Raw genomic sequence first — 15,735 nt, forward strand, 5'->3', positions numbered from 1 at the left:
CGACGGCATCGCGCGGGACGTCGCGCCGGCTGAGGCCGTGCATGCCCTACCAATAGTCGGCCGGCAACTCCCGGCTCCGTGGCGGATCGGCGCCGGGCCGCGTGCAGGTGAAGGCGGCGCATTTGCAAGCAAAGGACAGCGCACGGGTCAACTCGGCCGCGGAGACGTCGCGCAACCGCGGCTGCGCGATCCGGTCCAGCCGATGCAACGCGGCGAGCATCGCCGCCTGAAAGCTGTCGCCGGCGCCGATCGTATCGACGACGTTCACCACCGGCGCTTCGGCCGCGATTGATCCGGCCTTGCGATGCCAGGCACAGGCGCCATCATTGCCGCGCGTGATGACGACGAGCGATGCGCCGCCCGACAGCAGCGCCTCGGCCCGCGCAGCATAAGCCTCGTCACCGAACAGATAGGCGAAGTCGACGTCGGACATCTTCACGATGTCGGCCTTGCCGCAGAACGCAAGCATGCGCGCGCGATAGGCGTCCTTGTCCTTGACGAGGTTCGGCCGGCAATTCGGATCGAGCGAGATCGTCACGTTCGGCCGCGCATCCTCGATCAAGGCCAGCGTCTCCGCAGCACCCTTGTCATGGACCAGCGTGGTCGAGCCGGTATGCACGCAGGTGACCTCGTCAAGCGCGACCGCATCGCGCCGATAGGTCCAGTTCCGCGATGCGGTGTCGGCGTCGTAGAAGGCGTATTGCGTCTCGGTGCCGGTGACGCGCGCAAACGCCAGCGTCGCCTGGTGATCGCTGCGCGTCGCCCGGCTGAGATCGACGCCTGAGGCTACGGCATGATCGGCGATCATCCTGCCGAAGGTGTCGGTCGAGATGCCGCCGACAAAGCCGGTGGGAACATCGAGCCGGGCGCTGCCGATCGCGATGTTGAGGCAGGAGCCGCCGACCGCGGGCGTCATGGCCTCGCGTCCATCCGCCGTCTTCGACGGCAGGAAATCGATCAGTGCATCTCCGCAACTCAGCAGCATGGGCAACCTTACGTCGGCGCTTCGCCGGGCGCCGGCCTCATCGCCTCGCGGCTGTCGCGGTCAAGCTCTCGCAGCATCTTGTGCACGCCGCGCTTCTTGCGGTGGAACTCGGCAAGTTCCGGCCTGGTTGGCTCGCTCAACCGCCCGAGCGCCGACATGCCGGCCATCGCCGCATTGATCGAGTTGTGCGCGCCGCTGGCGACCGCGCCCAGCATCGCTGCTCCGAGCAAGACGGGTTCCTGCGTCTGCGGCAGCGCCACGGCGTAGCCTGTCGTGTCGGCCATGATCTGGCGCACCAGGGGGCTGCGGCTCGCGCCACCGCCGATCACGATGGTCTTGCCGTTGACGCCATGCGCCTGCAAGGCGTCGATGACGTCGGCAAGGCCGTAGGCCAGCCCGCACAGGCCGGCGATGAACAGCCGCTCCAGCGCCGATACGTCGGTGTCGAGATCGAGCCCCGCGATCACTGCGCGCGAGCCGGGATCGGCATAGGGCGAACGGTTGCCGAGAAATTCCGGCAGAACATGAACGTTGCGCGCGAGCAGCGCCGCAGCACCGGCATGGCCGCTGCGCGCCAGGATGCGCTTCTCGAGGTATTCGATGACGTCGACGCCGTCGGTCTTCGCCGCGAGCGCAACCCCGGCATGCGCCGGATGCGACTTGAGCAGGTGATCGATCGCAGCGCCGGCCGCGGATTGGCCGCCCTCGTTCAGCCAGAAGCCCGGCACCATGCCTTCGAAATACGGCCCCCAGACGCCGGGCACGAAGCAGGGATCGACCGTCGTCGCCATGATGCAGGCCGACGTTCCCATGATGTAGGCGAGCCGTTGGCAGACATCGACCGCGGAGCCGGAGCCATCGCGGCCGCCGATCGCGCCGACGCCGCCGGCATGGGCATCGATCAGGGAGGCACCGACCGCGGTTCCCGGCACGAGGCCGAGATCGCGCGCGGCATCCTCGGACAGCCCGCGGCCGAGCGGCGAGCCGGGCGGCACGATCTCGCTGCCGATCCGCCCAAAGCGGTTAGCCGCGAGCGCCTCGAGCCCGACCCGCTTGAAAAAGGATTCGCTCCAGCCGCCCTCGCCCGCGACATAGGTCCATTTGCAGGTGACCGTGCAGGTCGAGCGCGCCAGCGAGCCGGACGCGCGGAACGACAGATAGTCGGCAAGATCGAAGAAATGCCCGGCGGCCTCGAAGGTCGCGGGCAGATGCCGCTTCAGCCAGAGGATTTTCGGGATCTCCATCTCCGGCGAGATGGCGCCGCCAACATAGCGCAGCACCTTGTCGCCGGTCGCGTTGACGAATTCGGTCTCGTCCATCGCGCGGTGATCCATCCAGACCACGACATTGCGTACGGGATCGCCGGACGGGCTGACGGTGAGCGGCCGGCCCGCTCTGTCGAGCACGACCAGCGAACAGGTCGCGTCGAACCCGATGCCTTTGACGTGTTCGGCCGCAATTCCAGCCTCCCGCATCGCTTTGCCGACGGAAGCGGCACAGGCCGCCCAGATGTCATCGGACGATTGCTCGACGATATCGCCGGGCTCGTGCCAGACCCGGATCGGATGCCGGGCCGAACCCAATAGCTTCCCCGACTCATCAAACACGCCCGCCCGGGCGCTGGTGCTGCCGACGTCCACCCCGATATAGGCTTGCCGCATGACCGCTCTATCTTCCGTTGAGCATGATCCCCGGGCGCAAGCCTACCAGCAAGTGTAGCCGCCATCGACCAGAACGATGCTTCCGGTCATCAGACTCGCCGCCTCGGACGCCAGGAACAGCACCACGGAGGCGATCTCGTCGACCTGCCCCATCCGCGCCATCGGGGTTCCGCCGATCCAGGCGTCGTACATTTTGGGGCTGTTCTTCACGAAGGCGTTCAGCGGCGTCTCGATATAGGTCGGCGCCACGGCGTTGACGCGAACCCCGCGCGCGCCCCATTCGGCGGCGAGCGATTTCGTCAGGTGATGCACCGCGGCCTTGGAGGCGTTGTAGAAGCACTGTTCCTGCGGCCTGTTGACGATGAAGCCGGACATCGAGCCGACATTGACGATGGTGCCCGATTTCGCCTTCAGCATGTGATTGCCGAAGGCGCGGCAGCACCAGAAGGTGCCGTTCAGGTTGACGTCGATGACGTTGAGCCAGTGCTCGTCGGTTACGGTTTCCGCCGGCGTCTCGCTCCGTGCGATGCCGGCATTGTTGACGAGGATGTCGACCTTGCCATACTTGCCGACCAGTTCGTCGGCGACCGCGGCGACGCGAGCGGAATCCGTCACGTCCATCAGCGCGATGTCGGCGTCGAAGCCCTTGGCCTTCAGCGCCGCCTGCGCGTCATTGGCAACCTTGGCGTCGCGGTCGCCGATGATGACCTTGGCGCCGGCTTCGGCGAGCGCTTCGGCGCAGGCGAGCCCGATGCCCTGACCCGCGCCGGTGATGATGGCGGTCTTGCCGCCGAGCCTGAATTTCTCGAGATACATTTTCTTCTTCCTTAGCTTCTTTTGAGCATGATCTGTTCGGAAAACCGCATCACACTTTGCGCTAACGCGGCCCTCCGGGTCCGGATCATGCTCTACGCGTGAATCGATTTTCCGCTGTCGTCGAAACGGTGGATGCGCGCCGGATCCGGGATCAGCGACACCCGGTCGCCGGGATGCAGGTCGAGTTCGCCGACATAGCGCGCGGTCAGCATTCCCAGCGGTCCGGCGTCGACATAAAGGAAGGTGTCGCTGCCGAGATGCTCGGCGACCGAGACGGTGCCGTGCCAGCCGCCCTGCCCGTCGCGCTCGACCCTCAAATGCTCGGGCCGCACCCCGATGGTCGCGGCGCCCTGCTGCTTGGCGATCTCACCGGTGACGAAATTCATCTTCGGCGAACCGATGAAGCCGGCGACGAACAGGTTGGCCGGCTTCTCATAGAGCTCGAGCGGCGAACCGTATTGCTCGATCTTGCCGCCGTTCAGCACCACGATCTTGTCCGCCATGGTCATGGCCTCGACCTGGTCGTGGGTGACGTAGATCGCCGTGGTGCCGAGCTGCTTCTGCAACCGCGTCACTTCCAGCCGCATCTGCACCCGCAGCGCGGCGTCGAGATTGGACAGCGGCTCGTCGAACAGGAACGCCTTCGGTTCGCGCACGATGGCGCGCCCGATCGCGACGCGCTGGCGCTGGCCGCCGGACAGCTCGCGCGGCTTGCGGTCGAGATAGGGTGTCAGGTTGAGCGTCGCCGCGGCGGCCTCGACCTTGCGGTTGATCTCGTCCTTGGCGATCCCGGCCATCTTCAGGCCGAACGCGATGTTGCCGCGCACGCTCATATGCGGATAGAGCGCGTAGGACTGGAACACCATCGACAGCCCGCGCTTGGCCGGCGGCACGTCGACCACATTGCGTCCGTCGATCAGGATGGCGCCGCCGGTGACATCCTCGAGCCCCGCGATCAGGCGCAGCAGCGTGGTCTTGCCGCAGCCGGACGGACCGACGAAGACCACGAAGGAGCCGTCGGCGATATCGAGATCGGCGCCCTTGATGATGTGGACCGGCCCGAACGATTTTTGCACACCCTGCAGCGTAATCTGACCCATGGCGAAAGCCTTTCTGCTACTTGACCGCGCCGAAGGTCAGGCCGCGGACGAGCTGCCGCTGACTGAACCAGCCGAGCACGAGAATGGGCGCGATCGCGAGCGTCGACGCCGCCGACAATTTCGCCCAGAACAATCCTTCCGGGCTGGAATAGGACGCGATGAAGACAGTGAGCGGCGCGGCCTCGAGCGTCGACAAATTGAGGGTCCAGAACGCCTCGTTCCACGCCAGGATCAGGTTGAGCAGCAACGTCGAGGCGAGCCCCGGCACCGCCATCGGCGTCAGCACGTAGATCAGCTCGCGCCCGATCGTGGCGCCATCCATCCGCGCCGCCTCGAGGATGTCCTTCGGGATCTCCTTGAAATAGGTGAACAGCATCCAGATCACGATCGGCAGATTGCCGAGGCACAGGATGAAGATCAGGCCAGAGCGGGTGTCGAGCAGGCCGAAGGTGCGGTAGATCAAGTAGATCGGCACCAGCACGCCGACCGGCGGCATCATCTTGGTGGACAGCATCCAGAGCAGCACGTCCTTGGTGCGCTTGGTCGGCGAGAACGCCATCGACCACGCCGCCGGGATCGCGATCAGCATCGCGATCAGCGTCGAACCGCCGGCGATGATGATCGAGTTGAGCGCGTGGTGGAAATAGTCGCTGCGCTCCTGCACCGTGGCGTAGTTCTCGGTGGTCCAGTGGAAGAACAGGAACGAGGGCGGGATCGCGAACGCCTCGAGCTCGGTCTTGAAGCTCGCCAGCACCATCCAGAGGATCGGGAAGAAGATCAGGAAGCCGACCAGCCAGGCCGCCGCCGTCGAGATCACCTTGCGCCGTGTCGTGACCATCCGCGCCATGACGTTACGCCTCCAGATTCCGGCCGACGATACGGACGAGGAAGAAGGCGACGATGTTGGCGAGCACCACCGCGACCAGGCCGCCCGCCGAGGCGCTGCCGACGTCGTACTGGATCAGCGCCTGCGAATAGATCAGGAAGGCGATGTTGGTGGTCTGCAAGCCGGGGCCGCCGCCGGTGGTGACGAAGATCTCCGCAAACACCGTGAGCAGGAAGATGGTCTCGATCAGGATCACCACGGTGATCGGGCGCGCCAAGTGCGGCAGCGTGATGTAGATGAAGGTCGAGATCGCGCTCGCGCCGTCCATCTCGGCCGCCTCCTTCTGCTCCTCGTCGAGCGATTGCAGCGCGGTGAGCAGGATCAGGGTCGCGAACGGCAGCCATTGCCAGGAGATGATCAGAATCACCGAGAACAGCGGCGCGTCGTTGAACCAGTCGATCGCCGGCAGCCCGAACAGATGCGCGATCCAGGCGAACAGGCCCGACACCGGATGCATCAACAGGTTCTTCCATACCAGCGCGCTCACCGTCGGCATCACGAAGAACGGCGCGATTACCATCAGGCGGACGATCGAGAGCCCGACCACCTGCTGGTCGAGCAGCAGCGCCAGCGGCACGCCAAGGATGATCGTGATCGCGAGCACCGAGCCGACCAGCACCAGGGTGTTCTGCAATGAGGCGAGGAAGGCCGGATCGGTCAGGAAATAGCGGAAATTCTCCAAGCCAACGAATGATTCAGAGCCGGGATCGAGCAGATTGTAATGCAGGGTCGCAAAATAGATCGTGAGCGCCAGCGGCACGATCATCCAGATGAACAGCAACGCCACCGCGGGCGTGAGCAGCGTGCGTGCGAGCAGTTGGGTCTGCTGGGTCGCCATCCCCGCCTCCTTCTCAAGGAAAGGAGCGACCATCCCGCTGCGGGACAGGATGGTCGCAAGTGGCCCAGCTCGGGAGGTCTAAGCTGGTCGGGCGGCCAAGGCGGCTGTCGCGCCTTGGCTATCGAGTCGCGGCTTTGTTTTGAGCATGATCTTTTCGGAAAACCGCTTCACACTTTGCGCTAACGCGGCCCTCCGGGTAAGGATCATGCTCACTTGATGTAACCCGCGCGCTTCATTTCGCGCTCGGTGGCGGACTGCGCCGCGGTGAGCGCCGCATCGACGGAGGTCGAGCCGGACAGCGCCGCGGAGAACTGCTGGCCAACCTGGGTGCCGATGCCCTGGAATTCAGGGATCGCCGCATACTGCACGCCGACGTAAGGCACCGGCTTCACCGTCGGCTTGTTCGGATCGGCGGCATCGATCGAGGCCAAGGTCAGCTTGGCGAAGGGCGCGACCTTCAGGTAGTCGGGGTTCTTGTACAGCGAGGTGCGCGTGCCCGGCGGCACGTTGGCCCAGCCTTCCTTCGACGCGACCAGCTTGGTGTAATCCTTGCCGGTCGCCCAGGCGATGAACTTCTCGGCCGCGTCGACCTTCTTCGAACCGGCAGGAACCGCGAGACTCCACGCCCACAGCCAGTTGGCGTTCTTGCCGAGCCCGGTGTTCGGCGCCAGCGCGAAGCCGACCTTGTCGGCGACCTTGGATTCCTTCGGATTGCTGACGAACGACGCTGCGACGGTGGCGTCGATCCACATCGCGCATTTGCCGGCGTTGAACAGCGCGAGGTTCTCGTTGAAGCCGTTGGAAGAGGCGCCGGGAGGGCCGGCCTGCTTCATCAGGTCGACATAGGTCGTCAGCGTCTTCTTCCATTCCGGCGAGGTGAATTGCGGCTCCCACTTCTCGTCGAACCAGCGCGCGCCGTAGGAATTGGCCATCGCGGTCAGGAACGCCATGTTCTCGCCCCAGCCGGCCTTGCCGCGCAGGCAGATGCCATAGACGCCGGCGGACTTGTCGGTCAGCTTCTTGGCTGCGTCGACCACGAAGTCCCAGGTCGGGCTCTCCGGCATCTTCAGGCCGGCCTTGTCGAACAGGTCGGTGCGATACATCACCATCGAGCTCTCGCCGTAGAACGGCGCGGCGTAGAGCTTGCCGTCGACCGAGACCGCATCCTTGATCCTGGGCAGGAGGTCGCCGACGTCGTAGTCGGCGCCGAGCTTGTCGAGCGGCACCAGCCAGTTCTTCTTGGCCCAGATCGGCACCTCATAAGTGCCGATGGTGAGCACGTCGAACTGGCCGCCCTTGGTGGCGATGTCGGTGGTCACGCGCTGGCGCAGCACGTTCTCCTCGAGCGTCACCCATTTGACGGTGATGTCGGGATTCTTCGCGGTGAATTCGCTGGTGAGCCCCTGCATGCGGATCATGTCGCCATTGTTGACGGTCCCACCGTCAGCGTGGTCTGGGCGATCGAGGGGGCAGAGATCAAAACAGCAGCCGCGCCCGCAACGGCGCAAAGGACGTTTTTCAAGGTGACCTCCCTTATGTCACGTTGAGCATATGCCCACGTGTTGAGCGTATGTTCATCCCGTCACCAAACTTTGTCAAGCGCGAGGGAGCGCCGTCCCGCGCGATAGCGGGTTCCGCTGCACGCTGGAATGGAGCTGCTTGCGGAGGCGAAAAGAGCGGCTAAGCGCCTGAGAAGTCGAACTGCAACCACGACGGGACTGCACTCCCTCGCCCTGTTCTTACGGGGAGAGGGTTGGGGTGAGGGGCTCTCTCCGCGCATACGGACCCACGGGAATGCGTGGAGCCTCCCCCTCACCCGGAACGCATCTGACGATGCGTTCCGACCTCTCCCCGCAGGCGGTAGGGCAATCGCATACGGCCGTTTGAGGCAATCGGAGTTCCCACAAACTCGTCATGCCCGGGCTTGTCCCGGGCATCCACGTCTTCGTTTCCACGCAAAGAAAAGACGTCATGGCCGGGACAAGCCCGGCCATGACGGCGCGGAAGAATCGGTTCATTCCAAATGCGATTGCCCTGCCGCAGGCGGGGCGAGGTGAAGCCCGATCCGTGGCGCCTAGCGATCCAGCACCGCGCGGGCGGTGGCCTCATCGGTGATGAGGCCATTGACCACCCGGCCCGCCAATGCGGCCTTGATCGACGGCACCTTGGCGGCGCCGACGGCTGCCGCGATCGTGGTCGCTTCCGCGGGGATCTGCGGCGGAATGCTCGTCAACCGCTTGTTGGTGCCGCCCTTGATCAGGCGGCCCTTGGCGTCATAGGCCCAGCCGGTCACCTCGCCGACCGCGCCGAGCCGCATCATCTCCAGCAGCTCCTCGCGGGTGACGAAGCCGTCGACATGGACCTGGGCCTTCTGATCCATCTGGCCGATGCCGATCAGCCGCAGATCGGCCTTGGCGGCGACCGCCCTCACCCGCGCGATCGGGTCGATGCGGACCATGCGATTGCGCTCGTCCTCGCTCGACATCAGGAACGGCAGCGGCATCGGGTAATGGCGCGCGCCGGTGCGGTCGGCGAGCCGTCCCACTGTGTCGTAGAAGCTCGCCGAGCCGTCGGCGGAGATGTTGCCGACCAGCGAGACGATCTGGTGATCGGGCCGCTCGATCGGCGAGACCCGCTCGACTGCGGCGCGCACCGCACGGCCGGTGCCGAGCGCCACGATCACGGGCGTCTCCGAGCGCAGCGTCGTCTCCAGCAGGTTGGCGCTGCGTTCGGCGATCCCTGCATTGGACAGCAGTGCCGCCGGATCGGTCGGCACGACGTCGCAATGCACCAGATCGAACCGCGCCTTCAGCCGGGAAGCCAGCTCCATGCAGGCCGCAATGGGATGTTCGAGGCGAAACGTGATCAGCCGCTCCGCCAGGCACAGCGACACCAGGCGCTGCGCCGAGGCGCGCGACACCTGCAGCATTTTCGCAATCTCATCCTGGGTGTGGCCCGCGATGAAATACAGCCAGCCGGCGCGCGCCGCATCGTCGAGACGAGACTTTTCGTTGTCGGGCGCAGCCATCGTCTTGCGTCAGCCTTCCATCCAGAAATCCGTCATCGCGGCGAAGATTCGATCGGCCCCGGCCTGCCGCAGCAGAGCACTGCCATCCGCCAACCGATAGTGGGCGCCGCCGACAAATCCCCACACTTTCATGCCCGCCGCCTTCGCGGCCATCACGCCGCTGACGCTGTCCTCGATCACGAGCGTGCGGCGCGGCGCAGCGCCCATTGCGCCTGCCGCATGCAAGAACAGATCGGGGGCCGGCTTGCCGTGCTTGACCATCTGCGCGGTGTAGAGCCGCGGCCCGAAGCTGGCGGCGAGGCCGGTCAGCTCCAGCGAGAACTTCACCCGATCGAGATCGCTCGACGAGGCGACACAATATGGCAGCCGCAATTCCTTGAGCAGCGCCGCGATGCCGGCGGTCGGCTTCAGCCGGGAGCGGAAGGTCTCACGGACCTGCAGCGCCAGGTCAGGCAGAAACGTCTCGGGCAACGGCTTTCCGACGCCCCGGCAGTAGTCGACCACGGCCGCGGTGCTGCGGCCGAGGAAGAGTTGGAGCGCCCGCTCGGTGCTCATCTCGATGCCGGTTTGGACCATCGCCTCGGCAAGACAGCGGCAGCTCAATTCCTCGCTGTCGACGAGCACGCCGTCGCAGTCGAAGATGACCAAATCAGTCTCGGGAAGCCGCGGATCCATCCCGGCATGAGATCATATGCTCACGTTATGAGCAATAGATCACAATTTTCGCGCGGAATGCCGCGCCTCAAATGGTCGCGGTGCACCGCCAGGGATGCTGTGCGACAAGGCGAAATGCCGCATGACACACCTCTGATCGCGACCGTCGTCGCGGGCCTCGGCCTCGCTTTTGTCTTCGGAACCATCGCCCAGCGCTTTCGGGTTCCGCCACTGGTCGGTTATCTGCTCGCGGGCGTGGCCGTCGGTCCCTTCACACCCGGCTTCGTTGCCGATCAGGCGCTGGCAACCGAGCTCGCGGAGCTCGGTATCATTCTCCTGATGTTCGGCGTCGGCCTGCATTTCTCGCTCAACGACCTGCTGTCCGTGCGGAAGATCGCGGTGCCCGGCGCGATTGCGCAGATTGCGGTCGCCACATTGATGGGCCTCGGCCTCGCGCTATTGATGGGCTGGACCGTCGGCGCCGGTCTGGTGTTCGGCCTCGCGCTGTCGGTCGCAAGTACCGTCGTGCTGTTGCGCGCGCTGCAGGAGCGCCGTCTGATGGACACCGAACGCGGCAAGATCGCGGTCGGCTGGCTGATCGTCGAAGACCTCGCCATGGTGCTGGCGCTGGTGCTGTTCCCGGCGGTGGCGAGCTTGCAGGGCGGCGATGGCGCGGCGCTCACCTCCGATCCGCTCGCCGCCCGTTTCGGTCTCGGGCTCACCGGCGTGCTGGTGCTGACGCTGATCAAGATCACCGTGTTCATCGCGCTGATGCTGGTGGTCGGGCGCCGGCTGATCCCGTGGGTCCTGCACTACATTGCGCATACCGGCTCGCGCGAGCTGTTCCGGCTGACCGTGCTTGCGATCGCGCTCTGCATCGCGTTCGGCGCGACCAAGCTGTTCGGTGTCTCGCTGGCGCTCGGCGCCTTCTTCGCCGGGATGATGCTGCGGGAATCGCCGCTCAGCCAGCGCGCGGCCCAGGAAACCCTGCCGCTGCGCGATGCGTTCGCGGTGCTGTTCTTCGTCTCCGTCGGCATGCTGTTCGATCCACTCAGCGTGGTTCGCGAGCCCTGGCCGTTCGCAGCGACTTTGTTCGTCATCGTGGTCGGCAAGTCGATTGCCGCCCTTCTGATCGTCGTGCTGTTCCGTCATCCGATGGCAACCGCCCTGATGATCTCGGCGAGCCTCGCCCAGATCGGCGAATTCTCCTTCATCCTGGCCGAACTCGGCGTTGCGCTCAATCTGCTGCCGAAGGCCGGCCGCGACCTGATCCTGGCGGGTGCGATCTTCTCGATCATGCTCAACCCGCTGGTGTTCGCGGTGGTCGACTGGCTGACGTCGCGGCTCGAGAAGCCGCAGGCTTCCTCGCCGACCGCCGCAGCCTCTGAACCGATCCCGGTCACCGAATTGCAGGATCACACCATCCTGGTCGGCTACGGCCGGGTCGGCAGCATCGTCGGCGATGCGTTGCATCAACGCAGCGTGCCGTTCCTCGCGGTCGAGGCGTCCGACGACATGGTCGCCAAGCTCAAGGAGCGCGGCATCGAAGCCCTGATGGGCAACGCCGCGCGCGCCAGCGTGCTGCGCGCGACCAATCCGGCCGCCGCGCGGTCGCTGGTCATCGCGATTCCCGAAGCCTTCGAGGCCGGCCAGATCGTCGAACAGGCGCGCGCCGCGAATACCGAGATCCAGATTATCGCCCGTGCGCATTCCGACGCCGAGGTCGATCATCTCAAGGCACTTGGCGCCGACATCGTGATCATGGGCGAGCGCGAGATCGCCCGCGGCATGATCGAGGAACTCGACAGGGCGCGTCCGGCTGCGATGCGAACGGCCGAGCAGGATTCGGCAGCTTGAGATAGATTGCGCCCGCCGTACCGATGCGCGCCGCGCGTCACGCGATGAGGGAGATCGAGCGATGGCCTTCAAGAGCCCGCATGTTTCGCTGGTGTCGTTCTCGGTCGAGATCGGCGCCACTGACACGACAAATATCATGCAGATCGAGACCGACCTGCATCTGAACACCCGTCATCCGAGCTATGACGCGGCCGCCGTGGAGCGACTGGTGCGTGACGCACAAGCCTATCTCGTCGGCAATGCCGGTCAGGTCACCCGGATCCGGCTGGTCTCCACCCGCGGCGGCCAGACCTGAAGCCTCCTTATTTGAGCATGATCTCCGCGCAAACGCTTCGCGGTTGTCGCGAGGGAAAACCGGCTTCCACTTTTCCGGATCATGCCCTAGCCGCCAAGGAATGCCGGCGCCAGATCTTCCTGCACGATGATGTTGGCGGCTTCCGTCGTCAGCTCGCTGCCGACCAGGTCAAGATTCTTGGCGGCCTCGAACAGCATCGAGCGGACGTCGTCCGGCGTCAGCACGCCTTTCGCGATCAGCTTGCGCACCAGCGCCTGCAGGATAAGAACGTCGATCTCGCCATGGGCCAGCGGCGTCGGCTTGTCCGTCATGATCGTCTCCGAGGCTGATCCCAAGGCTGAGGTTCGTCGCAAGTGAGGCGCCTAGCGCGGTGGTGATGACGCCATGTCCTTGTGCAATTGTTCGAACGCGCGGCGCAGGCCGTGCAGCTGATCGACCAGATGAAGGATGACGTCGATGCCCTCGTCGTTGACGCCGAAGTCGCCCTTCAGGTCGCGGATCAGATGCGCGCGCGCCACGTCGGTGTCGGAGAAGCTGATCTCGCTGGCGGTCTCGTCCGGGACGAGCCATTGCTGCTCGATCCAGAACTCCAGGGTCTGCACCTCCAGACCCGCATCGATGAGGAACTGCTGCTTGTTCATGATGCACCATCCTCGCGCGGATCGAATGCCTTTCGATCCCAATTCGACACAAACGCCTCGAGCTCGGGATCGGGTCCCTTGGGCAGGACCACCTTGAGCCTGACGAGTTCGTCGCCATGGCTGCCGCCAACGCGAGGCGCGCCCTTGCCGCGCAACCGCATGGTCGTGCCGGTGTTCGATCCCTTCGGAACCGTCATGGTCACGGCCCCCGTCGGCGTCGGAACGCGGACTTTTCCGCCGAGCACCGCCTCGGACAGCGAGATCGGCAGTTCCAGCGTAATATCGTCACCCTCGCGGGTGAAGCGCGGGTCGGGGCGAACTTCCACCTCGATCAGCGCATCGCCGGGACCGCCCTTGCCGCTGCCGGGCATGCCCTTGCCGCGCAGACGAATGATCTGGCCATCGACGAGCCCCGGCGGGATCGTCACATCGAGCGTACCGCCGTCGGGAAGCGTCAGCCGCTTGCTCGCACCGGTGATCGATTCCGCGAAGTCGATCGCGAGAGCGTAATGCAAATCGCGGCCGCGCCGGTTGGCGCGCGCCTGCTCGCTGCGCCGGAGCAATTCGGCGAAGGCGTCGTCCTGGTCCATGTAGTCGGCATAGCCGGAGCTGTCGGCATAGGGATGCCCCGCATCGGCGGTGGCGAAATCCCGGTAGTAGCGATGCTGCGGCCGCTCGGCGCCATCAGCATCGATCTCGCCGGCGTCGAAGCGCTTGCGCTTCTCGGCATCCGAGAGCAGATCGTTCGCAGCCGCGACTTCCTTGAATTTGTCTTCGGCCGCCTTGTCGCCCGGATTGAGATCCGGATGCAGCTTCTTCGCCAGCTTGCGATAGGCCTTCTGGATATCGGCCGCAGACGCCGTCGGGGCAACGCCAAGGACCTCGTACGGATTTCTCACAACCTGCTCCGCAACACCGTGAGTGCACCTGCAATCATGAGGGCGCAAAAGCAGGCGATTTGCAAGTGCGCAGGCGCGCCGCCCGGAAGCGGCCGACGCAGCATGCGCTCACGTCACATGGCAAGTTAAGATGTATGTCCGGGGTCCAGATAGTTCGGCATGTTCTTTTGCTGCTGCGGCGTCATCTTGGCAGTATCCGGCTTGCCCGGCACGCCCCGCGGACCGAGGAGGGCCCGCTGCATGTCGTCCTCGCTCAAACGCGGCTTGCCATCGTCGAGCTGTCCATCGCCACCGTGACTCTGTGCCATGACCAACCTCCAGTGATGATCGCTTGGACAGGCGGAACAATACCGCGCTCCGCCGAAACGAGCCAGCGGAGCGCGGACGTGCCCTAGTGTTGCTCCTGCCGCTTCTCCTCCGCGGGATGACCTGCCGCGGGCGCGGCATGCGGAGCGGCGTGCGGCTCCGGCCGTGCCACCGGCTGGGGATGGGCGGCCTGCGGCTGCGGATGCGGCTCAGGGCGCGCCATCGTCTCCGGTCGCGGTTCGGGCCTCGCTGGCTCGGGCCGCGCGACGGGCTTCGCGGCAGGCTCGGGACGCGGCTCTTCCTTGCGCACCTCTTCGGGCCGCTTCTCCTGCACGGCAGGCCGCGCCGCTTCTGCAGGATGCGGCTCGAGCTTCGGCTCGGCGGCAGGCGCTGCGCGCTTCTCTTCGACCGCGGGCCTGTTCACTTCGGCGGGCGGATGCGCCGCAACGCCCTTCTCGGGAACCGGAAGTGCATGGGATCCGGCAGACGCCGGCGCAGCAGGATGCGGCTCGGCCTTGGTCTCGGGAGCAGGTGCCGCGCGCTTCTCCTCGGCCGCGGGCTTGTTCGCCTCGACGGGTGGATGCGCCGCCGGAAGCTCCTTTCCCGGGACCGGGAGCGCATGGGAAGCAGCCGGTGCGGTTGCGGGTGCGGCTGCAGCTCCCGGGTGCCCCGACTCCCCGGTCGCCGGCCGTGCGGCGTTGGCAGGCACCGCCTCGCCGGCCGGCCGCGCGCGAACCACGCCCGGTCCCTTCAATTCGCCGGGACGCGCCGTTGCGGCGACTGCGGGCACGCCATTGTTGGTCCGCTTGAACAGGCTCGGATCCTGGCTTGCGGTCTCGACCTGCTTGCGTTGCAACGGCGTCGCCGCGAAGTGCTGCTCCTTGGCGACCGCGCGCTCGGCCGGCGTCGGCCGCACCTCGATGCCGCCGCGGCCGCCATTGTAGCTGACGTTGTTGACGGTGGTCTGATTGATCGTGACGTTCTTCTCGTAGACGTTGGTGATCCGCGCACCCTGCAGATTGTTCACGGTGCGATTGTAGAAGAAATTGCCGTGATCCCAGCGGCCGCCTTCATAGCCTGCGCCGCCGTAGCCGAATCCGTAGTTGATGCCGCCATAGAAGCCGACGCGATCACCCCAATAGCCCTGATGGAAAATGAAGCCGCCACCGAATGCGCCCCAGTAGCCGGGCGTCCACAGCAGTCCGACCCGCGGCGGCTGCACCCAGGTGCCCGGCACCCAGTAGTAATCGCCGCGATCCTCGTCCCACGACCAATTGCCCGGCGACCACATGTAGCCGGGACCAGGCACCGGCGGCTGATCGTAGGTCGGCAACGGCGGCGGCGCAGTCTCGACGGCAGAGACCGGCGCGCATGCCGCATCCTGCGCGATTGCCGGCACCGCAATCGCAGAGAACAGCGCCGTGGCAATCGCTGCACACGACACGGTCGAAAGGAGACGAGTTGTCATTGGGAGCCTCTTCGATGAGCACGTTCGACGTGAGACGGAACAAAAGTTCCGTGCGTCGGCAATGCACCGACACACTTCATCGCTAGCGCCTTGACCTTACACCAGCCTGAAACGCATCGACGCGACAGGAAACGCGCTCGTCCGGTATTCATGGTCAGTTCAGAGTGCGCCGTGATGCAACGTTGCGCGATGCAGTGGAACATCGCGCGTTGCTTCTCTGCATCATCGATGCAAGCTGCGCGAATCGCGACGTGATCGATTCCGATAGCGTGTCACGATCATGACTTTGGCCTTTGTACGA

The 15,735-nt window shown here is 65.5% G+C and carries 15 protein-coding genes and 1 pseudogene; 2 read left to right on the forward strand and 14 right to left on the reverse strand.

The annotated features are described in order from the left end of the window. Window positions 1-46: 46 nt before the first annotated feature. The 9 genes and pseudogenes from ACVWY5_RS29305 to ACVWY5_RS29345 form a co-directional block, all read right to left on the reverse strand. Window positions 47-985, reverse strand: coding sequence for a carbohydrate kinase family protein (locus ACVWY5_RS29305; protein WP_028334902.1), 939 nt, complete (start codon window positions 983-985; stop codon window positions 47-49). 8 nt (window positions 986-993) lie between these two features. After that, window positions 994-2,646: an FGGY-family carbohydrate kinase gene (locus tag ACVWY5_RS29310; protein ID WP_028334901.1), complete on the reverse strand. Its 1,653-nt coding sequence runs from the start codon at window positions 2,644-2,646 to the stop codon at window positions 994-996. Window positions 2,647-2,688: 42 nt separating this feature from the next. Beyond that, window positions 2,689-3,462, reverse strand: coding sequence for an SDR family NAD(P)-dependent oxidoreductase (locus ACVWY5_RS29315; protein WP_028334900.1), 774 nt, complete (start codon window positions 3,460-3,462; stop codon window positions 2,689-2,691). A 92-nt stretch (window positions 3,463-3,554) separates the two neighbouring features. Then, the gene (locus ACVWY5_RS29320; protein ID WP_028352159.1) at window positions 3,555-4,562 is read right to left on the reverse strand and encodes an ABC transporter ATP-binding protein; all 1,008 of its coding nucleotides are present in this window, start codon (window positions 4,560-4,562) and stop codon (window positions 3,555-3,557) included. A 16-nt stretch (window positions 4,563-4,578) separates the two neighbouring features. After that, the gene (locus tag ACVWY5_RS29325; RefSeq protein WP_028334898.1) at window positions 4,579-5,409 is read right to left on the reverse strand and encodes a carbohydrate ABC transporter permease; all 831 of its coding nucleotides are present in this window, start codon (window positions 5,407-5,409) and stop codon (window positions 4,579-4,581) included. Window positions 5,410-5,413: 4 nt separating this feature from the next. Next, on the reverse strand, window positions 5,414-6,286 hold the full coding sequence (locus tag ACVWY5_RS29330; protein WP_024583852.1) for a carbohydrate ABC transporter permease: 873 nt from the start codon (window positions 6,284-6,286) through the stop codon (window positions 5,414-5,416). Window positions 6,287-6,495: 209 nt separating this feature from the next. Further along, a pseudogene (locus ACVWY5_RS29335) lies at window positions 6,496-7,808 on the reverse strand (ABC transporter substrate-binding protein). A gap of 552 nt (window positions 7,809-8,360) precedes the next feature. Next, window positions 8,361-9,314 carry a sugar-binding transcriptional regulator gene (locus tag ACVWY5_RS29340; RefSeq protein ID WP_028334896.1) on the reverse strand — a complete coding sequence of 318 codons (954 nt, stop codon included), beginning with the start codon at window positions 9,312-9,314 and terminating at the stop codon, window positions 8,361-8,363. A 9-nt stretch (window positions 9,315-9,323) separates the two neighbouring features. Then, window positions 9,324-9,989: an HAD family hydrolase gene (locus ACVWY5_RS29345; RefSeq protein WP_028334895.1), complete on the reverse strand. Its 666-nt coding sequence runs from the start codon at window positions 9,987-9,989 to the stop codon at window positions 9,324-9,326. Window positions 9,990-10,103: 114 nt separating this feature from the next. Here ACVWY5_RS29345 and ybaL point away from each other — a divergent pair, with 114 nt between their 5' ends. Both ybaL and ACVWY5_RS29355 read left to right on the forward strand, forming a co-directional pair. After that, window positions 10,104-11,825, forward strand: a complete 1,722-nt coding sequence (gene ybaL, locus ACVWY5_RS29350) for a YbaL family putative K(+) efflux transporter (protein WP_028334894.1) — start codon at window positions 10,104-10,106, stop codon at window positions 11,823-11,825. 61 nt (window positions 11,826-11,886) lie between these two features. After that, the gene (locus ACVWY5_RS29355) at window positions 11,887-12,120 is read left to right on the forward strand and encodes a hypothetical protein (protein WP_028334893.1); all 234 of its coding nucleotides are present in this window, start codon (window positions 11,887-11,889) and stop codon (window positions 12,118-12,120) included. An 86-nt stretch (window positions 12,121-12,206) separates the two neighbouring features. Here the strand turns inward: ACVWY5_RS29355 and ACVWY5_RS29360 are convergent, their stop codons facing one another. From ACVWY5_RS29360 to ACVWY5_RS29380, 5 genes are all read right to left on the reverse strand, one after another. Beyond that, complete coding sequence (locus ACVWY5_RS29360) at window positions 12,207-12,431, reverse strand: hypothetical protein (protein WP_016843345.1); 225 nt, start codon at window positions 12,429-12,431, stop codon at window positions 12,207-12,209. Window positions 12,432-12,482: 51 nt separating this feature from the next. Then, window positions 12,483-12,761: a chaperone modulator CbpM gene (locus tag ACVWY5_RS29365; RefSeq protein ID WP_028334892.1), complete on the reverse strand. Its 279-nt coding sequence runs from the start codon at window positions 12,759-12,761 to the stop codon at window positions 12,483-12,485. Then, entirely contained in the window at window positions 12,758-13,660 is a 903-nt protein-coding gene (locus ACVWY5_RS29370; protein ID WP_028334891.1) for a J domain-containing protein, read from the reverse strand. The genes ACVWY5_RS29365 and ACVWY5_RS29370 overlap by 4 nt, the downstream gene beginning before the upstream one ends. A gap of 125 nt (window positions 13,661-13,785) precedes the next feature. Continuing rightward, window positions 13,786-13,968: a hypothetical protein gene (locus tag ACVWY5_RS29375; RefSeq protein WP_028334890.1), complete on the reverse strand. Its 183-nt coding sequence runs from the start codon at window positions 13,966-13,968 to the stop codon at window positions 13,786-13,788. An 83-nt stretch (window positions 13,969-14,051) separates the two neighbouring features. After that, complete coding sequence (locus ACVWY5_RS29380) at window positions 14,052-15,434, reverse strand: YXWGXW repeat-containing protein (RefSeq protein WP_080667118.1); 1,383 nt, start codon at window positions 15,432-15,434, stop codon at window positions 14,052-14,054. Between the last annotated feature and the right edge of the window lie 301 nt (window positions 15,435-15,735).

The sequence above is a fragment of the Bradyrhizobium sp. USDA 3256 genome (assembly GCF_054058275.1).

What these genes read in the sequence shown, in the direction of transcription:
- ACVWY5_RS29305 (WP_028334902.1), bottom strand. Translation starts at nt 985, where the DNA reads ATGCTGCTGAGTTGCGGAGATGCACTGATCGATTTCCTGCCGTCGAAG.
- ACVWY5_RS29310 (WP_028334901.1), bottom strand. Translation starts at nt 2,646, where the DNA reads ATGCGGCAAGCCTATATCGGGGTGGACGTCGGCAGCACCAGCGCCCGG.
- ACVWY5_RS29315 (WP_028334900.1), bottom strand. Translation starts at nt 3,462, where the DNA reads ATGTATCTCGAGAAATTCAGGCTCGGCGGCAAGACCGCCATCATCACC.
- ACVWY5_RS29320 (WP_028352159.1), bottom strand. Translation starts at nt 4,562, where the DNA reads ATGGGTCAGATTACGCTGCAGGGTGTGCAAAAATCGTTCGGGCCGGTC.
- ACVWY5_RS29325 (WP_028334898.1), bottom strand. Translation starts at nt 5,409, where the DNA reads ATGGCGCGGATGGTCACGACACGGCGCAAGGTGATCTCGACGGCGGCG.
- ACVWY5_RS29330 (WP_024583852.1), bottom strand. Translation starts at nt 6,286, where the DNA reads ATGGCGACCCAGCAGACCCAACTGCTCGCACGCACGCTGCTCACGCCC.
- ACVWY5_RS29340 (WP_028334896.1), bottom strand. Translation starts at nt 9,314, where the DNA reads ATGGCTGCGCCCGACAACGAAAAGTCTCGTCTCGACGATGCGGCGCGC.
- ACVWY5_RS29345 (WP_028334895.1), bottom strand. Translation starts at nt 9,989, where the DNA reads ATGGATCCGCGGCTTCCCGAGACTGATTTGGTCATCTTCGACTGCGAC.
- ybaL (WP_028334894.1), top strand. Translation starts at nt 10,104, where the DNA reads ATGCCGCATGACACACCTCTGATCGCGACCGTCGTCGCGGGCCTCGGC.
- ACVWY5_RS29355 (WP_028334893.1), top strand. Translation starts at nt 11,887, where the DNA reads ATGGCCTTCAAGAGCCCGCATGTTTCGCTGGTGTCGTTCTCGGTCGAG.
- ACVWY5_RS29360 (WP_016843345.1), bottom strand. Translation starts at nt 12,431, where the DNA reads ATGACGGACAAGCCGACGCCGCTGGCCCATGGCGAGATCGACGTTCTT.
- ACVWY5_RS29365 (WP_028334892.1), bottom strand. Translation starts at nt 12,761, where the DNA reads ATGAACAAGCAGCAGTTCCTCATCGATGCGGGTCTGGAGGTGCAGACC.
- ACVWY5_RS29375 (WP_028334890.1), bottom strand. Translation starts at nt 13,968, where the DNA reads ATGGCACAGAGTCACGGTGGCGATGGACAGCTCGACGATGGCAAGCCG.
- ACVWY5_RS29380 (WP_080667118.1), bottom strand. Translation starts at nt 15,434, where the DNA reads ATGACAACTCGTCTCCTTTCGACCGTGTCGTGTGCAGCGATTGCCACG.